Genomic DNA, 16,817 nt, shown 5'->3' with positions numbered 1-16,817 from the left:
ATCCTCCCCTCTCCGCCCGGAGAGGGGAAATACGAAACCGCTCGCAATTACGCTGTCCTTCTCTGCAACACTGAATCATTTCCCTGAAAGCCCCTTCACGTTCACGCTTTTGTCCCTCGTTTCTGCATGCTGGCACTGCCACAGTAGCGCCACTTAACGTAAGGAGCAGACATGAACAGACAACAAGGATTTACCCTGATTGAGCTAATGGTGGTCATTGGCATTATTGCCATCCTGAGCGCCATTGGCGTCCCGGCCTATCAGAACTACCTGCAAAAAGCGGCGCTCACCGATTTGCTGCAAACGTTCATCCCCTACCGCACCGCCATTGAGCTTTGCGCCCTGGATCGTGGTGGTGTGGATAGCTGCGACGCAGGCACCAATGGCATCCCCTCCCCGACAACCACACGTTACGTTTCAGCGATGAGCGTGGCAAAGGGGGCCGTATCGTTAACAGGGCAGGAAAGCCTTAACGGACTTGAAGTGCTCATGACACCGATCTGGAGCGACGGTAACGGTATGACGGGCTGGACGCGTGACTGCAAAATTGCGTCCGACACGGCGCTCAGACAAGCTTGTGAAGATGTTTTCCGCTTCGACAACAACTGACAGGAGTGGACAATGAATACCGAACAGCTAATGACGCTCTGTCAGCGCCATCACGCACTGCTACTCGCAAGCGACGCCGATATGATCAGCATTGCGGTGGTGGGTAATCCTGCCTCTGAGCTGATGGAAGCGTTACGCTTCGCCACGCAGAAGCGTATTGATATTGAGTGCTGGACGGCAGAACGGATGGAAAAACGGCTTCAGTCCGTCTCATCATCACACCTGCCGGGCATAGCGCCAAACTCAGCCGCTGACGTGCTCAGTACAACGTTGCAGCACGCAGTAAACCAGCGGGCTTCTGACATCCATATTGAACCGACGGAGCACGGCTACCAGATCCGTTTGCGAATCGACGGTGTTCTCTACCCGCAACCGCCGATCTCTGCCGCCCTCGGGACGACGCTTGCCGCACGCCTGAAGGTGCTGGGTCAACTGGATATTGCGGAGCGCCGCCTGCCGCAGGACGGCCAGTTTACGGTGGAGCTGGCAAGCATCCCCGTCTCTTTTCGTATCGCAACCCTTCCCTGTAGCGGCGGAGAAAAAATCGTGCTTCGTCTGCTTCACCAGGTACAGCAGGCACTGGAGCTTGAACAGCTGGGGATGAGCGCAGACCAGCAGGCCCGTTTTGCCGGGGCGCTTAACAGCCCTCAGGGGTTGATTCTGGTCACCGGCCCGACCGGTAGCGGGAAAACGGTGACGCTGTACAGCGCGTTACAGGCGCGAAATACCCCTGACGTCAATATTTGCAGCGTGGAAGATCCCGTTGAAATCCCGCTTGCAGGCTTAAACCAGACACAGATTAATCCGCGCGCGGGGCTGACCTTTCAGAGCGTGCTGCGTGCCCTGCTCAGGCAGGATCCTGACATCATTATGGTGGGTGAAATTCGTGACGGCGAAACGGCAGAAATTGCCATTAAGGCGGCGCAAACCGGGCATCTGGTGCTGTCCACCCTCCATACTAATTCGACGACTGAAACGCTGGTACGGCTGCAACAGATGGGCGTCGCGCGCTGGATGATCTCTTCGGCGCTCTCGATGGTGATTGCCCAGCGACTGGTGCGCCGTTTATGTCCGTACTGCCGACAGGAAGCCAGCCGCCACACCGAATTACCCCGCACGCTGTGGCCCCGGCCGCTTCCTCGCTGGCAACCCACCGGCTGCGATCGCTGCTACCACGGTTTTTATGGTCGCGTAGCCATTTTTGAAGTGCTCGTCATCGACGACACGCTGCGGCAGGCCATCGCCAGCGGAGCAAGCACGGAGGTGATTGGGTCCAGCGCTCGTCAGGCGGGAATGACCTCTTTGTTTGAGCATGGCTGCATGGCCGTAGAACAAGGGCTGACCACGCTCGAAGAGCTGTTGCGCGTCCTGGGAATGCCCGATGGCTGCTAATTCGCTCTGGCGCTGGCGTGCCCTGAACACCGAGGGGGAGGTGCAAACCGGCACCCTCTGGGCCATCGACCGTGACGCAGCTTACACGGCTCTGGTGCTTAAACAACTGCACCCGCTGGCGCTAAAACGCTGTCAGCAGCGCCACCGATGGCAGGTGCAGCACTGCTACGATATTTTTCGCCAGCTCGCCACGCTGCTACAGGCTGGACTCACGCTATCCCAAAGCCTGCACATGCTGGCGGAACAGCATCCTTTGCAGCACTGGCAGGCGCTGCTGCACAGTCTTGCTGATGACCTGAGCGAAGGTTGCGCCCTGTCAGAGGCCATGAAGAAATGGCCAGAGGTGTTTAGCCCTCTTTATGTCTCAATGGTGAAGACGGGTGAGCTGACGGGTAAGCTCGAAGCCTGCTGCCGTCAGCTTGCGCAGCAACAAAAATCCCAGCAGCAGCTTAGTGCGAAGGTGAAGAAAGCGCTGCGCTATCCGCTGATCATCCTGACGCTGGCCGTTTTCGTGGTGCTGGCGATGGTCACGCTGGTTTTGCCTGAGTTTGCTGCAATCTACAAAACGTTCAACACCCCGCTCCCTTTGCTCACGCAGGCAGTCATGGGGCTGGCGGCCTTGGTTCAGGCGCATATCCTCACCCTTTTGACCCTGCTCGTGGCAATGGTTGTCATCGCCTGTAAGCTGCGGCGGCATCCACGCTGGCAGTATGTCTTGTTACACGTACCGGTGATGGGCACGCTGACGCGCGGGCAAAAACTGGGGCAGATTTTTACCGTGCTGTCATTAACCCAGCAGGCCGGAATTGCCTTTTTACAAGGACTGGAGAGTGTGGAGGAGACCGTTGAGAGGGGCTACTGGCAGGAGAAACTCCGTGAGATACGCAGCGATATCGAACAGGGTATGCCCGTGTGGTCCTCCTTCCAGAAGGCCTCTGTTTTTACGCCACTGTGTATTCAGCTCATTCGCACCGGAGAAGTGTCGGGTTCACTGGATGTGATGCTGATGAATCTGGCCCGCCACCATACGGAACAGACATTTCAGCAGGCAGACAATCTGGCGGCGCTTCTTGAGCCTTTGCTACTGGTCGTGACGGGTCTGATTATCGGCACGCTGGTGGTGGCAATGTATCTGCCGATTTTCCATCTGGGGGATGCAATGAGCGCGGGGTAACGCTGGCGCACGGACGCGCGCCAGCCGTAGCCGTCAGAGGCTATTAAATACGCGGTTTTCCTGCTCCTGAACGCGGATAAACGTCGTGCGTTTCGTCAGCTCTTTCAGGCGGGAAGCACCAACGTAGGTGCAGGCAGAACGCAGACCGCCGAGGATATCGCGCGCCGTGTTTTCGACCGGGCCGCGCAGTGGCAGCTTAACGGTTTTGCCTTCCGCCGCACGGTATTTCGCGACACCGCCCACGTGACGGGTCATCGCGGATTCAGAGCTCATTCCGTAGAACAGCATGAATTTCTCGCCGTTCTCTTCCACCACGGTACCGCCGCTCTCTTCGTGGCCTGCCAGCATGCCGCCGAGCATCACGAAATCCGCGCCGCCGCCGAAGGCTTTCGCGACATCGCCTGGCATGGTGCAGCCACCGTCGCTGATGATCTGGCCGCCCAGACCGTGCGCAGCGTCAGCGCATTCAATTACCGCAGACAGCTGCGGATAACCCACACCGGTTTTCACGCGCGTGGTGCAAACGGACCCCGGGCCAATGCCAACTTTCACAATGTCGGCCCCGGAGAGGATCAGCTCTTCACACATTTCACCGGTCACCACGTTGCCCGCGATGATGGTTTTGGTTGGCCAGGCCTCACGTGCCTTGCTGACGAACTGAACGAAATGCTCGGAATAACCATTTGCCACGTCAATGCAGACAAAATTCAGCGCTGGATTGGCGTTCAGGATCTGTTTGGTTTTCTCGAAATCTGCATCAGAGGTACCGGTCGAGACCATCACATGCTTCACCACGTCAGCCGAGGCGGAGGCGACAAACGCATCCCACTCTTCAGCGCTGTAGTGTTTGTGTACCGCAGTAAGGATGTCGAATTGCGCCAGTGCGGTAGCCATCTCGAAGGTTCCGACGGTGTCCATGTTGGCCGCGATAATCGGCACGCCAGACCACGTCTGACCGGAATGCTTAAAGGTGAATTGACGTTCGAGTTCAACGTCTGAGCGACTTTTCAGTGTAGAGCGTTTAGGGCGGATAAGAACGTCTTTGAAACCTAACTTCAGATCTTCTTCGATACGCATGTGCGGATTCCTGGGGTTAGAGGCAAATATATTAAAAGCACAACTCCAGTGACGCTATCATACGCACTAATACCTGCTCCGCAAGACTGCGAAATTCTCTTTTTTTACGCTACAATCCTATAAATTTACCTGGTAAAAAGCGGGTAAAGAGAGCTAAACATTGGCTGTTGTAAGTTTGAATTTTAAGCAACTGATTTTAAAACTGAATAATTCCCAGGATCTGATTTAATGGGGTATATCGTCGCATTAACCGGCGGCATCGGTAGTGGTAAAAGCACCGTTGCGCACGCGTTTGCTCGTCTCGGCATCACGATTATCGACGCCGATATCATTGCCCGTCAGGTGGTAGAACCCAATACACCCGCCTTAAACGCCATCGAAGCGCATTTTGGTCGCCCCGTGATACAGGCTGACGGCACCCTGAATCGTCGGCAGCTGCGTGAGTGCATATTTTCCGATCCAGCGGAAAAAGCCTGGCTTAATGCCCTGCTCCACCCCATTATCCACCAGGAAACTCAGCGTCAGATTGCCGCAGCCAGTTCGCCCTATGTGTTGTGGGTGGTCCCGTTACTGGTGGAAAATCAGCTTCAAAATAAAGCAGACAGAACACTGGTGATTGACGTTTCCCGCGAAACGCAAATCCAGAGAACCATGGCGCGTGACAATGTTTCTCGCGAGCATGCTGAACAAATTCTTGCCGCACAGGCCACGCGCGAAGCGCGCCTCGCCATTGCGGATGATGTTATTGATAATAACGGCGCACCAGATGCCATTGCATCGGATGTTGCTCGTCTGCACGCGCAGTATCTGACCTTCGCCGCGCAGGCCGTTGCACAGGAAAAACCATAATGTCGACTCATATCCTTTTTGAGCACCCGCTTAACGAAAAAATGCGTACCTGGCTACGCATAGAATTTCTTATTCAACAGCTTTCACAACATCTGCCTGTCAACGATCACGCCACGGCGCTGCATTTTTTCCGCAACGTGGGCGATCTGCTGGATGTGATTGAACGCGGCGACGTCCGCACTGAGCTGTTGAAAGAGCTGGAGCGCCAGCAGCGTAAATTACAGGCCTGGGCCGAAGTACCGGGCGTGGATCAAAGTCGAATTGACGCTTTACGCCAGCAGCTGAAAAACAGCAGCACGACCCTGATGGCCGCGCCGCGCGTTGGCCAGTTTTTACGAGAGGATCGTCTGATTGCGCTGGTGCGCCAGCGCCTGAGCATACCGGGCGGATGCTGTAGCTTTGACCTGCCAACGCTGCATATGTGGCTGCACATGCCGCAGGAACAGCGCGATCGCCAGGTGAACAGCTGGCTGGGCAGCCTGGAGCCGATGAATCAGACGTTATCCCTGATCCTCGATCTTGTGCGTAACTCTGCCCCGTTCCGCAAACAAACCAGTCTCAACGGTTTCTATCAGGATAACGGCGACGACGCCGATCTTCTGCGCCTGAACCTGTCTCTTGGCGAGCAGCTTTACCCGCAAATTTCCGGGCATAAAAGCCGTTTCGCGATCCGCTTTATGCCGCTGGACAGTGAACATGGCACCGTGCCGGAACGCCTCGATTTTGAACTGGCCTGTTGTTAAGGAGTGCCAATGTCTGACGTAACCACCGTAAACTGCCCAACCTGTGGGAAAACTGTCGTCTGGGGAGACGTAAGTCCATTTCGCCCATTCTGCTGTAAGCGCTGTCAGCTTATAGACCTGGGCGAATGGGCGGCGGAAGAGAAACGCATTCCGAGCGAAGGCGATCTCTCGGATAGCGATGACTGGAGCGAAAACCAGCAGTAACGTTCAAAGCCTGCTGGCGCTTCGCTTAGCAGGCCTACGGTTGTGCGGCCAGCCGGAGGATCACAGGCTCATTGGCAGGCGGGAATTTTTCCGCATCGCTGGCCTGAAGCTCAATCCAGTTACCCGGCTGCCCCTCTTTTCCCCACGGCTCACCTTCCCAGTTTTCAACCAGCCAGAACCACAGCGTGATGTGACGATCCGGAAACTGGTACTCCAGCTTATCGAACAGCGTTGCGCCAAGCGGGGTGATCCCCACCTCTTCCTGAAGCTCACGCACCAGCGCCTGCTCCGGCGTTTCACCTGATTCGATTTTTCCGCCGGGGAATTCCCATTTGTTGGCCATGTGCGCATCGGCGGCACGTTGGGTAATGAAGATCTGATTTTGCGGGTTGCGAATGATCCCGACAGCAATTTGCAGTGTTTTCATCATGTCACTTCCATAAAAAAGGCGCAGATATCTGCGCCTTTTCAGTTTGTTATGTTCTTAACTCAGACGGCCGTGGCACGCCTTGTATTTTTTGCCGGAACCGCATGGGCACGGATCGTTACGACCGACTTTACGATCGCCCGTCTGCGCTGCGATTGCCGCTGCGGCTTCGCTCTCATCGGTCTGATGGCTCAACTGCTGCATCTGTGCCAGACGCTCAGCTTCTTCACGACGCTGCTGCTCCATCGCTTCCACTTCTTCCGGCATACGCACCTGAACTTTGCTCAGGGTGCTGATGACTTCATACTTCAGCGACTCCAGCATGGCAGCAAACATGGAGAAGGATTCACGCTTGTACTCCTGCTTCGGATCTTTCTGCGCATAACCACGCAGGTGGATACCCTGACGCAGGTAATCCATTGCCGCCAGGTGCTCTTTCCACAGGGAGTCCAGGGTCTGCAACATTACGCCTTTCTCGAAGTGACGCATCATCTCTGCGCCAACCACTTCTTCCTTACGCTTGTAGACGTCCAGCGCGGTTTCGTAGATACGCTCGCGCAGGGTCTCTTCGTGCAGCTCAGGCTCTTTGTCCAGCCACTCTTTGATTGGCAGTTCGAGATCGAAGTCGTTTTTCAGACGTTCCTGCAAACCTTCGATATCCCACATCTCTTCCAGAGACTGCGGCGGAATGTGCGCGTCGATAGTGGCTTTGAACACATCTTCGCGAATGCTGTTGATGGTTTCGCTCACGTCGGACACGTCCAGCAGTTCGTTACGCTGGGTGTAGATCGCACGACGCTGGTCGTTGGCAACGTCATCATATTCCAGCAGCTGCTTACGAATATCGAAGTTGCGGCTTTCTACTTTACGCTGGGCGTTGGCAATCGCTTTGGTAACCCACGGGTGCTCGATCGCTTCGCCAGGTTTCATGCCCAGTTTACGCATCATGCCGGACACACGGTCAGAGGCGAAAATACGCATCAGCGCATCTTCCATAGACAGATAGAAGCGGGAAGAACCGGCATCACCCTGACGACCTGCACGACCGCGCAGCTGGTTATCGATACGACGAGATTCATGACGCTCGGTACCAATGATGTGCAGACCACCGGATGCCAGCACCGCGTCGTGACGCACCTGCCAGTCGGCTTTGATCTGCGCGATTTGCTCTGGGGTTGGGTTTTCCAGCTCCGCCACTTCGGCCTGCCAGCTACCGCCGAGCATAATATCGGTACCACGACCCGCCATGTTGGTGGCGATGGTTACGGCAGCCGGGTAACCGGCCTGCGCAACGATATCTGCTTCTTTAGCGTGGAACTTGGCGTTCAGAACGTTGTGTTTGATGCCTGCTTTGGTCAGCTCGTTGGATACCACTTCGGATTTCTCGATGGAGATGGTCCCCACCAGTACCGGCTGGCCCTTCGCGGTACGTTCGCGAATATCTTCAATGATCGCCTGAATTTTTTCCGCTTCAGTCATGTATACCAGGTCCGGCATATCCTTACGGATCATCGGACGGTTGGTAGGTACTACCACGGTATCCAGCTTATAGATGGAGCTGAACTCAAACGCTTCGGTATCTGCGGTACCGGTCATCCCCGCCAGCTTCTCGTACAGACGGAAGTAGTTCTGGAAGGTGATGGATGCCAGCGTCTGGTTTTCGTTTTGAATATCCACGCCTTCTTTCGCTTCCACGGCCTGGTGCAGGCCATCGGACCAGCGACGTCCCTGCATGGTACGGCCGGTGTGTTCATCGACGATGATGACTTCGCCGTCTTTAACGATGTAGTCAACGTCGCGGGTGAACAGGGCGTGCGCGCGCAGTGCAGCCGTTACGTGGTGCATCAGCATGATGTTGCTCGGGGAGTACAGAGACTCGCCCTCTTCCATAATGCCTTCAGCCACCAGCAGCTCTTCGATTTTCACCAGGCCGCGTTCGGTCAGGTTGACCTGACGCGCTTTTTCATCCACGGAGAAGTGACCTTCACCCTGGAAGGTATCGGAGTCTTCTTTCTCCTGACGCAGCAGGTGAGGAATGATTTTGTCGACTTTACGGTACATCTCGGAGCTGTCTTCGGCCGGGCCGGAGATGATCAGCGGGGTACGCGCTTCATCGATCAGAATGGAGTCAACCTCATCCACCAGCGCATAGTGCAGTTTACGCTGGACGCGCTCTTCCGGGCTGAACGCCATGTTGTCACGCAGGTAGTCGAAGCCGTATTCGTTGTTGGTGCCGTAGGTGATATCCGCGTTATACGCTTCACGCTTGGCAGGTGCCGGCAGGCCGGACATGTTAATGCCCACGGTCATGCCGAGGAATTCGAACAGTGGACGGTTGTTTTCTGCGTCGCGCTGCGCCAGATAGTCGTTGACGGTAACAACGTGAACGCCCTTACCCGTCAGCGCATTCAGGTAAGCCGGCAGCGTTGCCGTCAGGGTTTTACCTTCACCGGTACGCATTTCCGCGATGCAGCGCTCGTTGAGCACCATCCCGCCCAGCAGCTGCACGTCGAAGTGACGCATGCCGAACACGCGTTTACTGGCCTCACGTACAACGGCGAAGGCTTCCGGGATCAGGCTTTCTAAGGTTTCACCTTTCTCCAGACGCGCACGGAACTCCGCGGTTTTCGCTTTCAGCTCATCATCAGTGAGCTTCTCCATCGCCGGTTCCATACCGTTGATGACGTTCACAGCTTTGCGCATGCGGCGCAGGGTACGATCGTTACGACTACCAAAAACTTTGGTTAACAATTTGATTAGCATAATAAATTCTCAAACGCCCCAGTCGGGCAGATAAATTAAGGTATTGAAAAAGGTTAATTTAGCTGAGGCGTTGAGGCCCGGCACGGATGCCGTGAACCTGGCTAATCCATGTCGAAACAGAGAAGGATGCAGGGGAAACAAAATCCGTTTGCGCCGTCTGATTTACGGTCACTGGCGGCTGGTTGTCCTGCGTCAGAAGCGCATTAAGCGTATCGAGCAGGGCAAGATGCTGAGCCTGAACCGGCAGCGTTTCTTCCGCAACAGGCATCGTCTGCGGCGCCATCGCGAACGACAGATGGCGGATAACCGTGCGAATCGCGTGCTGCTGCCAGTAATCAACGGAGAAATTAGGACGGCGGCTGGCTTCAAGCCATGCGAGATTAGTGAAGTTAACCCGTGTGGTGAGATCGTGTTTGGTCGTCGTGGAACGTGCTGGCGTGGCCGCGTCTGCGCTGTTGCTGAGCACAGGCAAGCCGAAACTCGCCGCGACCATCCCCAATAAGAGATGCGGCCAGAAGTAACGTCTGCCAAATTGTCGCCAGCGCGTCAGTATTCCGCTCACTTGCTCCACCACGTTCGCCCGCCAGTGCAGGCTGAGTTCAGTTATTCTTTTTTAGCGCCCAGATATTACCACTAAAGCCAATACACGGCAGCAGGAATGACACCTTGCAGCAGGTAAAAACGGTCAATAATGCAGCGAACACACCGTTATTCGGCACCCGACACAGGCCAGGGGTGAGGGGGACAAATTAAAGAAGGGCAGAAATAAAAACGACTGGCTTCCCTGGTCGGAGAGAGTACCAGGTGAACCAGTCGCTTTTCTTACGAAACGGCTTTAACCGTTACGCCAGGACCATAGTCGGGGCTTTGAACGCCAGCGGCAGTTCAGCTTCGTCTTCGAAGGTCACATATTCCCAGGCTTCCTGTTTTGCCAGGACGGCCTGCAACAGTTTGTTGTTCAGTGCATGACCGGATTTAAACGCGGTAAATGCACCAATGATGTTGTGACCACACATGAAGAGGTCGCCGATCGCGTCCAGCATTTTGTGACGAACAAATTCATCTTCAAAACGCAGGCCGTCTTCGTTCAGTACGCGATAATCGTCAACAACGATGGCACAATCGAAGCTGCCGCCCAGGCACAGGCCGCGGGATTGCAGATATTCGATATCACGCATAAAGCCGAAGGTACGTGCTCGGCTGATCTGACGCATGAACGCATCCGCAGAGAAGTTCATCGCATAGCGCTGGGTGCTGGAGTCAATCGCCGGATGGTTAAAATCGATGGTGAAATCCAACGAGAAACCATTGTACGGTTTGAATTCAGCCCATTTGTCGCCATCTTCGACGCGAACGGTCTCTTTAATGCGAACAAATTTCTTCGCGCAGTTCAGTTCTTCGATGCCGGCATCCAGCAACAAATAAACGAACGGAGCAGCACTCCCGTCCATGATCGGGATTTCTGGCGCATCGACTTCAACCATAATGTTGTCGATACCCAGACCCGCCAGGGCGGCGTTCAGGTGCTCTACGGTAGAAATCCGCACGTCATGCTCGTTCACCAGACAAGTACAGAGCATAGTATCACGCACAGATTTGGCATCGGCCGGAAAATCTACCGGTGGATTCAAGTCGGTGCGACGATAGATGACCCCGGTATTGGCCGGCGCAGGGCGTAACGTCAGTGTGACTTTCTTGCCGGTATGTAAACCGACACCCGTCGCCTGAACGATACGTTTAAGTGTCCTTTGTTTGATCATCGTATAATCTCGCCAAATTAACTATCCAACCGAGAGTGTATATCACTAACGGTGGGCCAGTTTAGCACAAAGAGCGCAAATCCCCAAATTCCAGCCAATTCTTAGTCAGCTTGCTTACGCAGGAACGCCGGGATATCCAGATAATCTGGCTCTTTTGCCGTTTGTGGAGTCGGGTCGTTCACCACTTTCGCAGCGGGTTTTTGCTCCTGAGTCAGAGGCGCCATACCGTGCTGCTGGTAACGATCCATAACCGGCTGCTGAGTCTGTTTGTTGGTCACCAGGGTGATCTCAGGACGCTTGTCCATACCGATACCGGTGGCCACAACGGTCACACGCAGTTCGTCGTTCATTTCCGGATCAAGGGACGTACCGATAACGACGGTCGCGTTGTCAGAGGCGAACGCACGGATGGTGTTACCCACGGTTTCGAACTCATCCAGACGCAGGTCAAAGCCAGCGGTAATGTTGACCAGCACGCCGCGCGCACCAGACAGATCGATATCTTCCAGCAGTGGAGAAGAGATCGCCATTTCAGCGGCTTCTTCCGCACGGTCTTCGCCGCTCGCCACGCCAGAGCCCATCATCGCGTAGCCCATCTCGGACATCACGGTGCGAACGTCTGCAAAGTCAACGTTCATAAGACCTGGACGGGTAATCAGTTCAGCAATACCCTGAACCGCGCCTTTCAGCACGTCGTTTGCCGCGCCAAAGGCGTCCAGCAGAGAGATACCGCGACCCAGCACTTTCAGCAGCTTGTCGTTCGGGATGGTAATCAGAGAGTCCACGTGCTTGGACAGCTCGGTGATACCCTGCTCCGCGAAAGCCATACGCTTCTTACCTTCAAAGTTGAAAGGCTTGGTCACGACAGCAACGGTCAGAATACCTAAATCTTTAGCGACTTCCGCCACAACGGGTGCTGCACCGGTACCTGTACCGCCGCCCATACCCGCTGCGATGAAGACCATGTCTGCACCGTCCAGTGCAGCGCGCAGCGCTTCACGATCTTCTTCTGCCGCGTTGCGGCCCACTTCCGGGTTAGCCCCTGCTCCCAGACCTTTGGTGATGCCACCACCGATCTGAATCGTCTGGCCAACAGCCGTTTTACGCAGCGCCTGCGCATCGGTGTTCACCGCGAAGAATTCAACACCTTCGATGCGCTCGCGCACCATGTGCTCTACGGCATTACCGCCGCCGCCACCGACGCCGATGACTTTAATCACCGCGTCGTTGGTTAATTCCATAGGTTCAAACATAATCTCTCTCTCCGTTGTGCCTGTCGCCCGAGACCGCTAATTCTCTCCGGTCTCTTAAAAAAATTAAAACTCTTTTCGCAACCAGGTGTTAAGTCGTTTGACCCAAGACCCCACCGAGACGCGTTTTTCCACTTCTGCTTCACCACTCAAATGGGATTCTTTCCCGTAGTGCAGCAGGCCCACGGCCGTTGAGTAATACGGCTCCTGAGCGTAATCCGTTAAACCGGTAATATTCAGCGGCGCACCAATACGCACCTGCGTATGGAAAACGCGCTGAGCGCAGGCCGCAAGACCTTCAATTTGCGCTGCCCCGCCGGTTAATACAATCCCCGCCGCGAGATGATGTTTCACACCCTGCTGGCGAAGCTGTTCCTGTAACTGCAAAATCTCTTCGTTGACCAGGTTGAGCAGCTCGGTATAACGCGGCTCAATCACCTCTGCCAGCGTCTGGCGTTGCAGGCTGCGCGGCGGTCGCCCGCCTACGCTCGGCACTTCAACGCTCTCGTCTTTGCCGACGATAGAGCCCAGCGCGCAACCATGGCGCACTTTAATCGCCTCTGCATCGCTCGGTGGCGTACCAAAGGCGTAAGCGATATCGCTGGTCACCACATTCCCGGCGTACGGGATCACTTTGGTGTGGCGTAACGCACCGCCGGTATAGACGGCCATGTCCATTGTACCACCACCAATATCGACCACACAGACGCCCAGTTCACGTTCGTCTTCGGTCAGCACGGAATAGCTCGCGGCAAGACCGGCGAAAATGAGTTGGTCAACTTTCAGGCCACAACGTTCAACGGCTTTTACAATGTTCTTCGCCATATCATTGTGACATGTGATCAGGTGCACTTTTGCCTGCATACGCACGCCCGACAGACCGACCGGATTCTTGATGCCTTCCTGGTAGTCGATCGCGTATTCCTGCGGGATCACATGCAGCACACGGTGCTCGTCGCGAACACGCACGGATTTCGCCGTGTGGACAACGTTCTCAACGTCTTCCTGCGTCACCTCTTCTTCAGAAATCGGCACCATACCGATTTCATTCTGGCAGCTGATGTGCTTACCAGACAGGGCCAGATAGACAGAGGAAATCTGGCAATCTGCCATCAATTCAGCCTGGTCGATGGCGCGCTGAACGCATTTCACCACCGACTCAAGGTCGTTTACCCCACCTTTATCCATACCACGGGAGGGGCAGCTGCCCACGCCAATGATATTGACCATACCGTCGGGCAGAACTTCCCCTACCAAAGCGGCAACCTTCGCGGTGCCAATCTCCAGTCCTACTACCAATTTTCTGTCCGTCGACTTGATCATTGTTGTTCTGCCTGTACCTGTGCCTGATTTTGTTGCTGATTAGGTTCCTCGACCGGAGCCGGCTCCCAACCGACTGCTGCGCCTGAGTCATAGCGCAAATCAACGTAGCTTATCCGTTTGCCATCCGTCTGCGCCTGCTGCTGTAAAACCGGGTAAAGTTCTACAAAACGCGCCAGACGTTTCATTGTGTCGCCGCGCCCAAGATTGAGCTTAATGCCATTCGTTAGGGTCAACTGCCAGGAACGGCGCGCCGTCATCGCAGCATCTTTTAACGTAAAGCGATCCTTAGCCAGCACCTGCCCCATCTCACGAAAACCCTGCAATACTTCGTTTTCGCTGCCTTCCGGGCCATACAACATCGGTAAATTCTGCTTGTTGACACGATCGCTCGGGACGCTGAACGAATTTCCGTCTACGTCAACCATATGCTGATCATTCCAACGCGCAATCGGCACATATTCAACCAGATGAATCTTCAATTCATCAGGCCATTGTTTTCTGACACTCGCCTGTTTTATCCACGGCAGACGTTCAATCTGACTCTGGATAATGTTGACGTCCTGCGTCATAAAGGTGCCAGGCGACCCAAGCGCCAGAATCGACTGGCGAATGTCATCGTTACGCGTGTAGTGTCGCTCCCCGGTCACCACCAGCTTCGACAGCGGCAACCGCTGCGCGTCTTCCATCCAGCCCAGCACCATCCAGCCGCTGATAAACACGGTGCACAGCACCCCGAGCAGGAAGATGATCCCTGCAAGACGCGTTCCATTACTCCGGCGCGAAGAGGAGTATTCTTCTTCGTCATCGCGGTTGCGCGTGTTCAATGCAGCCTGAGACATATCAGCCCGCCTGGTCCAGAATACGTACGACTAACTGCGAGAAGCTCATTCCCGCCTGACGCGCCGCCATCGGCACAAGGCTATGGCTGGTCATACCCGGAGACGTGTTTGCTTCCAGCAGATAAAATTGCCCGTCACCGTCAAGCATCACGTCAATGCGTCCCCAGCCACGACATCCCAGCACATTCCAGGCTTTAAGCACCAGAGACTGTAATTCGGCCTCACGCTCTGCTTCAAGACCCGCTGGGCAGAAATATTGCGTCTCATCAGAGAGATACTTCGCCTCATAATCATAGAAGACTCCGGCGGGTTGGATGCGAATTGACGGTAAAATTTCTTCGCCAAGCATCGCGACGGTAAATTCCGGCCCGCTAAGCCATTTTTCAATCAGAACTTCTTCATCATGTTGAAATGCCAGTGCTAAAGCGTCAGCCAAATCTACAGCTTTATCGACTTTAGACATTCCCACGCTCGACCCTTCACGGCTCGGCTTCACAATAACCGGTAAGCCCAGTGCCGCAATGCGTGTATTAACGCTGTCCGACAGGCCCAATTCATATTCACGACGCGTCAGTGCAACCCATGGCGCAACGGGCAGGCCCGCCCCCTGCCACAGCAGTTTGCTGCGCAGTTTATCCATGGAGATGGCGGATGCCATCACGCCGCTGCCGGTGTACGGCATACCGATCAGCTCCAGCAGCCCCTGCAACGTGCCGTCTTCACCGCCGCGACCGTGCAACGCGATAAAGGCTTTATCGAAGCCCATCGCTTTCAGCTGCGTGACGTCCACCTCTTTCGGATCAACCGGATGCGCGTCCACACCACCTTCACGCAGGCCCGCCAGCACGGCAGCGCCCGAATTCAGAGAAACCTCGCGTTCGGCGGAAGTGCCGCCAAACAGGACAGCAATCTTATCAGCCATGACGCTCGTCCTCCTGAGTTTGCGGCTTCAGTTTGATTTCAGCTAAGGTACGGGCGATTTTGCCGATATTTCCCGCGCCCTGAATCAGGATCAGATCGTTACCCGTCAGGACCGGGGCAAGCATTTCAGCCACCTGCGCCGGGTCGGGAACCAGAATAGGATCCACTTTACCGCGTCCACGGATGGTACGACATAAAGAACGACTGTCCGCGCCCGGAATCGGAGTTTCACCCGCTGCATAAACATCCAGCATCAGCAGGGTATCGACCTGCGAAAGGACGTTGGCAAAATCGTCATACAGATCGCGAGTACGCGTGTAACGGTGCGGCTGGAAGATCATGACCAGATTCTTTTCCGGCCAACCCGCGCGTGCCGCTTTGATGGTTGCGTCCACTTCCGTCGGATGGTGACCGTAGTCGTCTACCAGCATCGCAGAACCTGGCTTACCGTTTACCGGCTCCAGCGGGAATTCACCGAGGAAGTCGAAGCGACGGCCCGTCCCCTGGAAGCTCTCCAGTGCGCGCAGGATCGCTTCATCGTCAATGCCTTCTTCTGTCGCAACAGCCACCGCCGCTGCCGCATTCAGGGCGTTGTGACGTCCCGGAGCGTTCAGGGTGACATGCAGCAGGTCTTTATCCTGACGCGCGAGGGTGAAATGCCCCTGCGCACCGATCTGCTTGTAATCTTCTACGCGTACATCCGCGTCTTCGCTGAAGCCGTAGGTCGTAATTTGACGCCCGACGCGCGGCAGCAGCTCGCGAATAACCGGATCGTCCACGCACATCACCGCACGGCCATAGAACGGCAGGTTGTGCAGGAAGTTAATAAAGGTCTGCTTTAAGTTCTCGAAGTCGCCCTGGTAAGTGTCCATATGGTCAGCTTCGATGTTGGTGACGATCGCCACCATCGGCTGTAGATGCAGGAACGACGCATCGCTCTCATCCGCTTCCGCAATCAGATAACGGCTGTGGCCCAGACGCGCATGCACGCCAGCGGCTTTCACCAGACCACCGTTAACGAACGTCGGGTCGAGACCCGCTTCCGCATAAATGCTGGAGACCATCGCTGTTGTGGTGGTTTTACCGTGCGTACCGGCCACCGCAATGCCGTGACGGAAACGCATCAGTTCCGCCAGCATTTCCGCGCGACGGATCACCGGGATGCGCGCCTCATGCGCCGCAACGATTTCCGGGTTATCCGCGGAGATAGCGCTGGACACCACAACCACGCTCGCATCGCTCACGTTTTCCGGGCGATGATTGAAATAGATAGTCGCCCCCAGCGACGCCAGCTGCTGCGTAACAGGGTTTGGCGCCAGGTCAGACCCGCTGATCTGATAGCCTTCGTTAGCTAACACTTCGGCAATACCGCCCATGCCAGCACCACCGATGCCGACAAAGTGAATGTGCCGGACGCGACGCATCTCGGGCACGATAGAACGCAGTTTTGCCAGTTGTTGTGTATTCATTCTCTAAACGCCATCGA

16 protein-coding genes are annotated in these 16,817 nt (G+C 55.5%); 6 read left to right on the top strand and 10 right to left on the bottom strand.

Annotated features, from left to right (window positions below; translation table 11 throughout):
- Positions 1 to 171 precede the first annotated feature (171 nt).
- The 3 genes from ppdD to hofC are packed head-to-tail and all read left to right on the top strand — an operon-like array spanning position 172 to position 3,175.
- On the top strand, positions 172 to 609 hold the full coding sequence (gene ppdD / locus L379_RS18760) for a prepilin peptidase-dependent pilin (RefSeq protein ID WP_032652577.1): 438 nt from the start codon (positions 172 to 174) through the stop codon (positions 607 to 609).
- Positions 610 to 621: 12 nt separating this feature from the next.
- A complete protein-coding gene (gene gspE, locus L379_RS18765; RefSeq protein ID WP_032652575.1) occupies positions 622 to 2,001 on the top strand; it encodes a type II secretion system protein GspE in 1,380 nt (459 codons plus the stop codon).
- Positions 1,991 to 3,175 carry a protein transport protein HofC gene (gene hofC / locus L379_RS18770; protein WP_017694511.1) on the top strand — a complete coding sequence of 395 codons (1,185 nt, stop codon included), beginning with the start codon at positions 1,991 to 1,993 and terminating at the stop codon, positions 3,173 to 3,175. Before gspE ends, hofC begins: the two co-directional genes overlap by 11 nt.
- 33 nt (positions 3,176 to 3,208) lie before the next feature.
- Here hofC and L379_RS18775 read toward each other — a convergent pair whose 3' ends face one another.
- Positions 3,209 to 4,252: a GMP reductase gene (locus tag L379_RS18775; protein ID WP_017383777.1), complete on the bottom strand. Its 1,044-nt coding sequence runs from the start codon at positions 4,250 to 4,252 to the stop codon at positions 3,209 to 3,211.
- A gap of 228 nt (positions 4,253 to 4,480) precedes the next feature.
- Between L379_RS18775 and coaE the strand changes: the two genes are divergently transcribed.
- From coaE to yacG, 3 genes are read left to right on the top strand one after another with little or no spacing between them, the layout of a single operon-like run.
- Positions 4,481 to 5,101, top strand: a complete 621-nt coding sequence (coaE, locus tag L379_RS18780; RefSeq protein WP_015572677.1) for a dephospho-CoA kinase — start codon at positions 4,481 to 4,483, stop codon at positions 5,099 to 5,101.
- Positions 5,101 to 5,844, top strand: a complete 744-nt coding sequence (gene zapD, locus L379_RS18785) for a cell division protein ZapD (protein WP_015572676.1) — start codon at positions 5,101 to 5,103, stop codon at positions 5,842 to 5,844. Before coaE ends, zapD begins: the two co-directional genes overlap by 1 nt.
- Positions 5,845 to 5,853: 9 nt before the next feature.
- The gene (gene yacG, locus L379_RS18790; protein WP_015572675.1) at positions 5,854 to 6,048 is read left to right on the top strand and encodes a DNA gyrase inhibitor YacG; all 195 of its coding nucleotides are present in this window, start codon (positions 5,854 to 5,856) and stop codon (positions 6,046 to 6,048) included.
- Between the two features lie 34 nt (positions 6,049 to 6,082).
- Here the strand turns inward: yacG and mutT are convergent, their stop codons facing one another.
- The 9 genes from mutT to murC form a co-directional block, all read right to left on the bottom strand.
- The gene (mutT, locus tag L379_RS18795; protein ID WP_026080649.1) at positions 6,083 to 6,475 is read right to left on the bottom strand and encodes an 8-oxo-dGTP diphosphatase MutT; all 393 of its coding nucleotides are present in this window, start codon (positions 6,473 to 6,475) and stop codon (positions 6,083 to 6,085) included.
- 57 nt (positions 6,476 to 6,532) lie between these two features.
- Positions 6,533 to 9,238 (bottom strand): preprotein translocase subunit SecA, encoded by a 2,706-nt coding sequence (secA, locus tag L379_RS18800; RefSeq protein ID WP_015572673.1) that lies wholly within the window; start codon positions 9,236 to 9,238, stop codon positions 6,533 to 6,535.
- Between the two features lie 58 nt (positions 9,239 to 9,296).
- Entirely contained in the window at positions 9,297 to 9,800 is a 504-nt protein-coding gene (gene secM / locus L379_RS18805; protein WP_032103219.1) for a secA translation cis-regulator SecM, read from the bottom strand.
- Between the two features lie 280 nt (positions 9,801 to 10,080).
- Complete coding sequence (gene lpxC, locus L379_RS18810) at positions 10,081 to 10,998, bottom strand: UDP-3-O-acyl-N-acetylglucosamine deacetylase (protein ID WP_003856337.1); 918 nt, start codon at positions 10,996 to 10,998, stop codon at positions 10,081 to 10,083.
- A gap of 101 nt (positions 10,999 to 11,099) precedes the next feature.
- A complete protein-coding gene (gene ftsZ, locus L379_RS18815; RefSeq protein ID WP_003856338.1) occupies positions 11,100 to 12,251 on the bottom strand; it encodes a cell division protein FtsZ in 1,152 nt (383 codons plus the stop codon).
- Positions 12,252 to 12,314: 63 nt separating this feature from the next.
- Positions 12,315 to 13,571: a cell division protein FtsA gene (gene ftsA / locus L379_RS18820; RefSeq protein WP_003856340.1), complete on the bottom strand. Its 1,257-nt coding sequence runs from the start codon at positions 13,569 to 13,571 to the stop codon at positions 12,315 to 12,317.
- On the bottom strand, positions 13,568 to 14,410 hold the full coding sequence (gene ftsQ, locus L379_RS18825) for a cell division protein FtsQ (protein WP_003856342.1): 843 nt from the start codon (positions 14,408 to 14,410) through the stop codon (positions 13,568 to 13,570). Before ftsQ ends, ftsA begins: the two co-directional genes overlap by 4 nt.
- Position 14,411: 1 nt before the next feature.
- Positions 14,412 to 15,332 (bottom strand): D-alanine--D-alanine ligase, encoded by a 921-nt coding sequence (locus tag L379_RS18830; RefSeq protein ID WP_032652572.1) that lies wholly within the window; start codon positions 15,330 to 15,332, stop codon positions 14,412 to 14,414.
- Positions 15,325 to 16,800, bottom strand: a complete 1,476-nt coding sequence (murC, locus tag L379_RS18835; RefSeq protein WP_003856345.1) for a UDP-N-acetylmuramate--L-alanine ligase — start codon at positions 16,798 to 16,800, stop codon at positions 15,325 to 15,327. The genes L379_RS18830 and murC overlap by 8 nt, the downstream gene beginning before the upstream one ends.
- Between the last annotated feature and the right edge of the window lie 17 nt (positions 16,801 to 16,817).

The sequence above is a fragment of the Enterobacter sp. MGH 33 genome (assembly GCF_000534535.1).
In the GTDB taxonomy this organism is placed as follows: domain Bacteria; phylum Pseudomonadota; class Gammaproteobacteria; order Enterobacterales; family Enterobacteriaceae; genus Enterobacter; species Enterobacter hormaechei_C.
The sequence above is the reverse complement of the archived record's forward strand: the minus strand, read 5'-3'. Positions and strand labels throughout refer to the sequence as shown.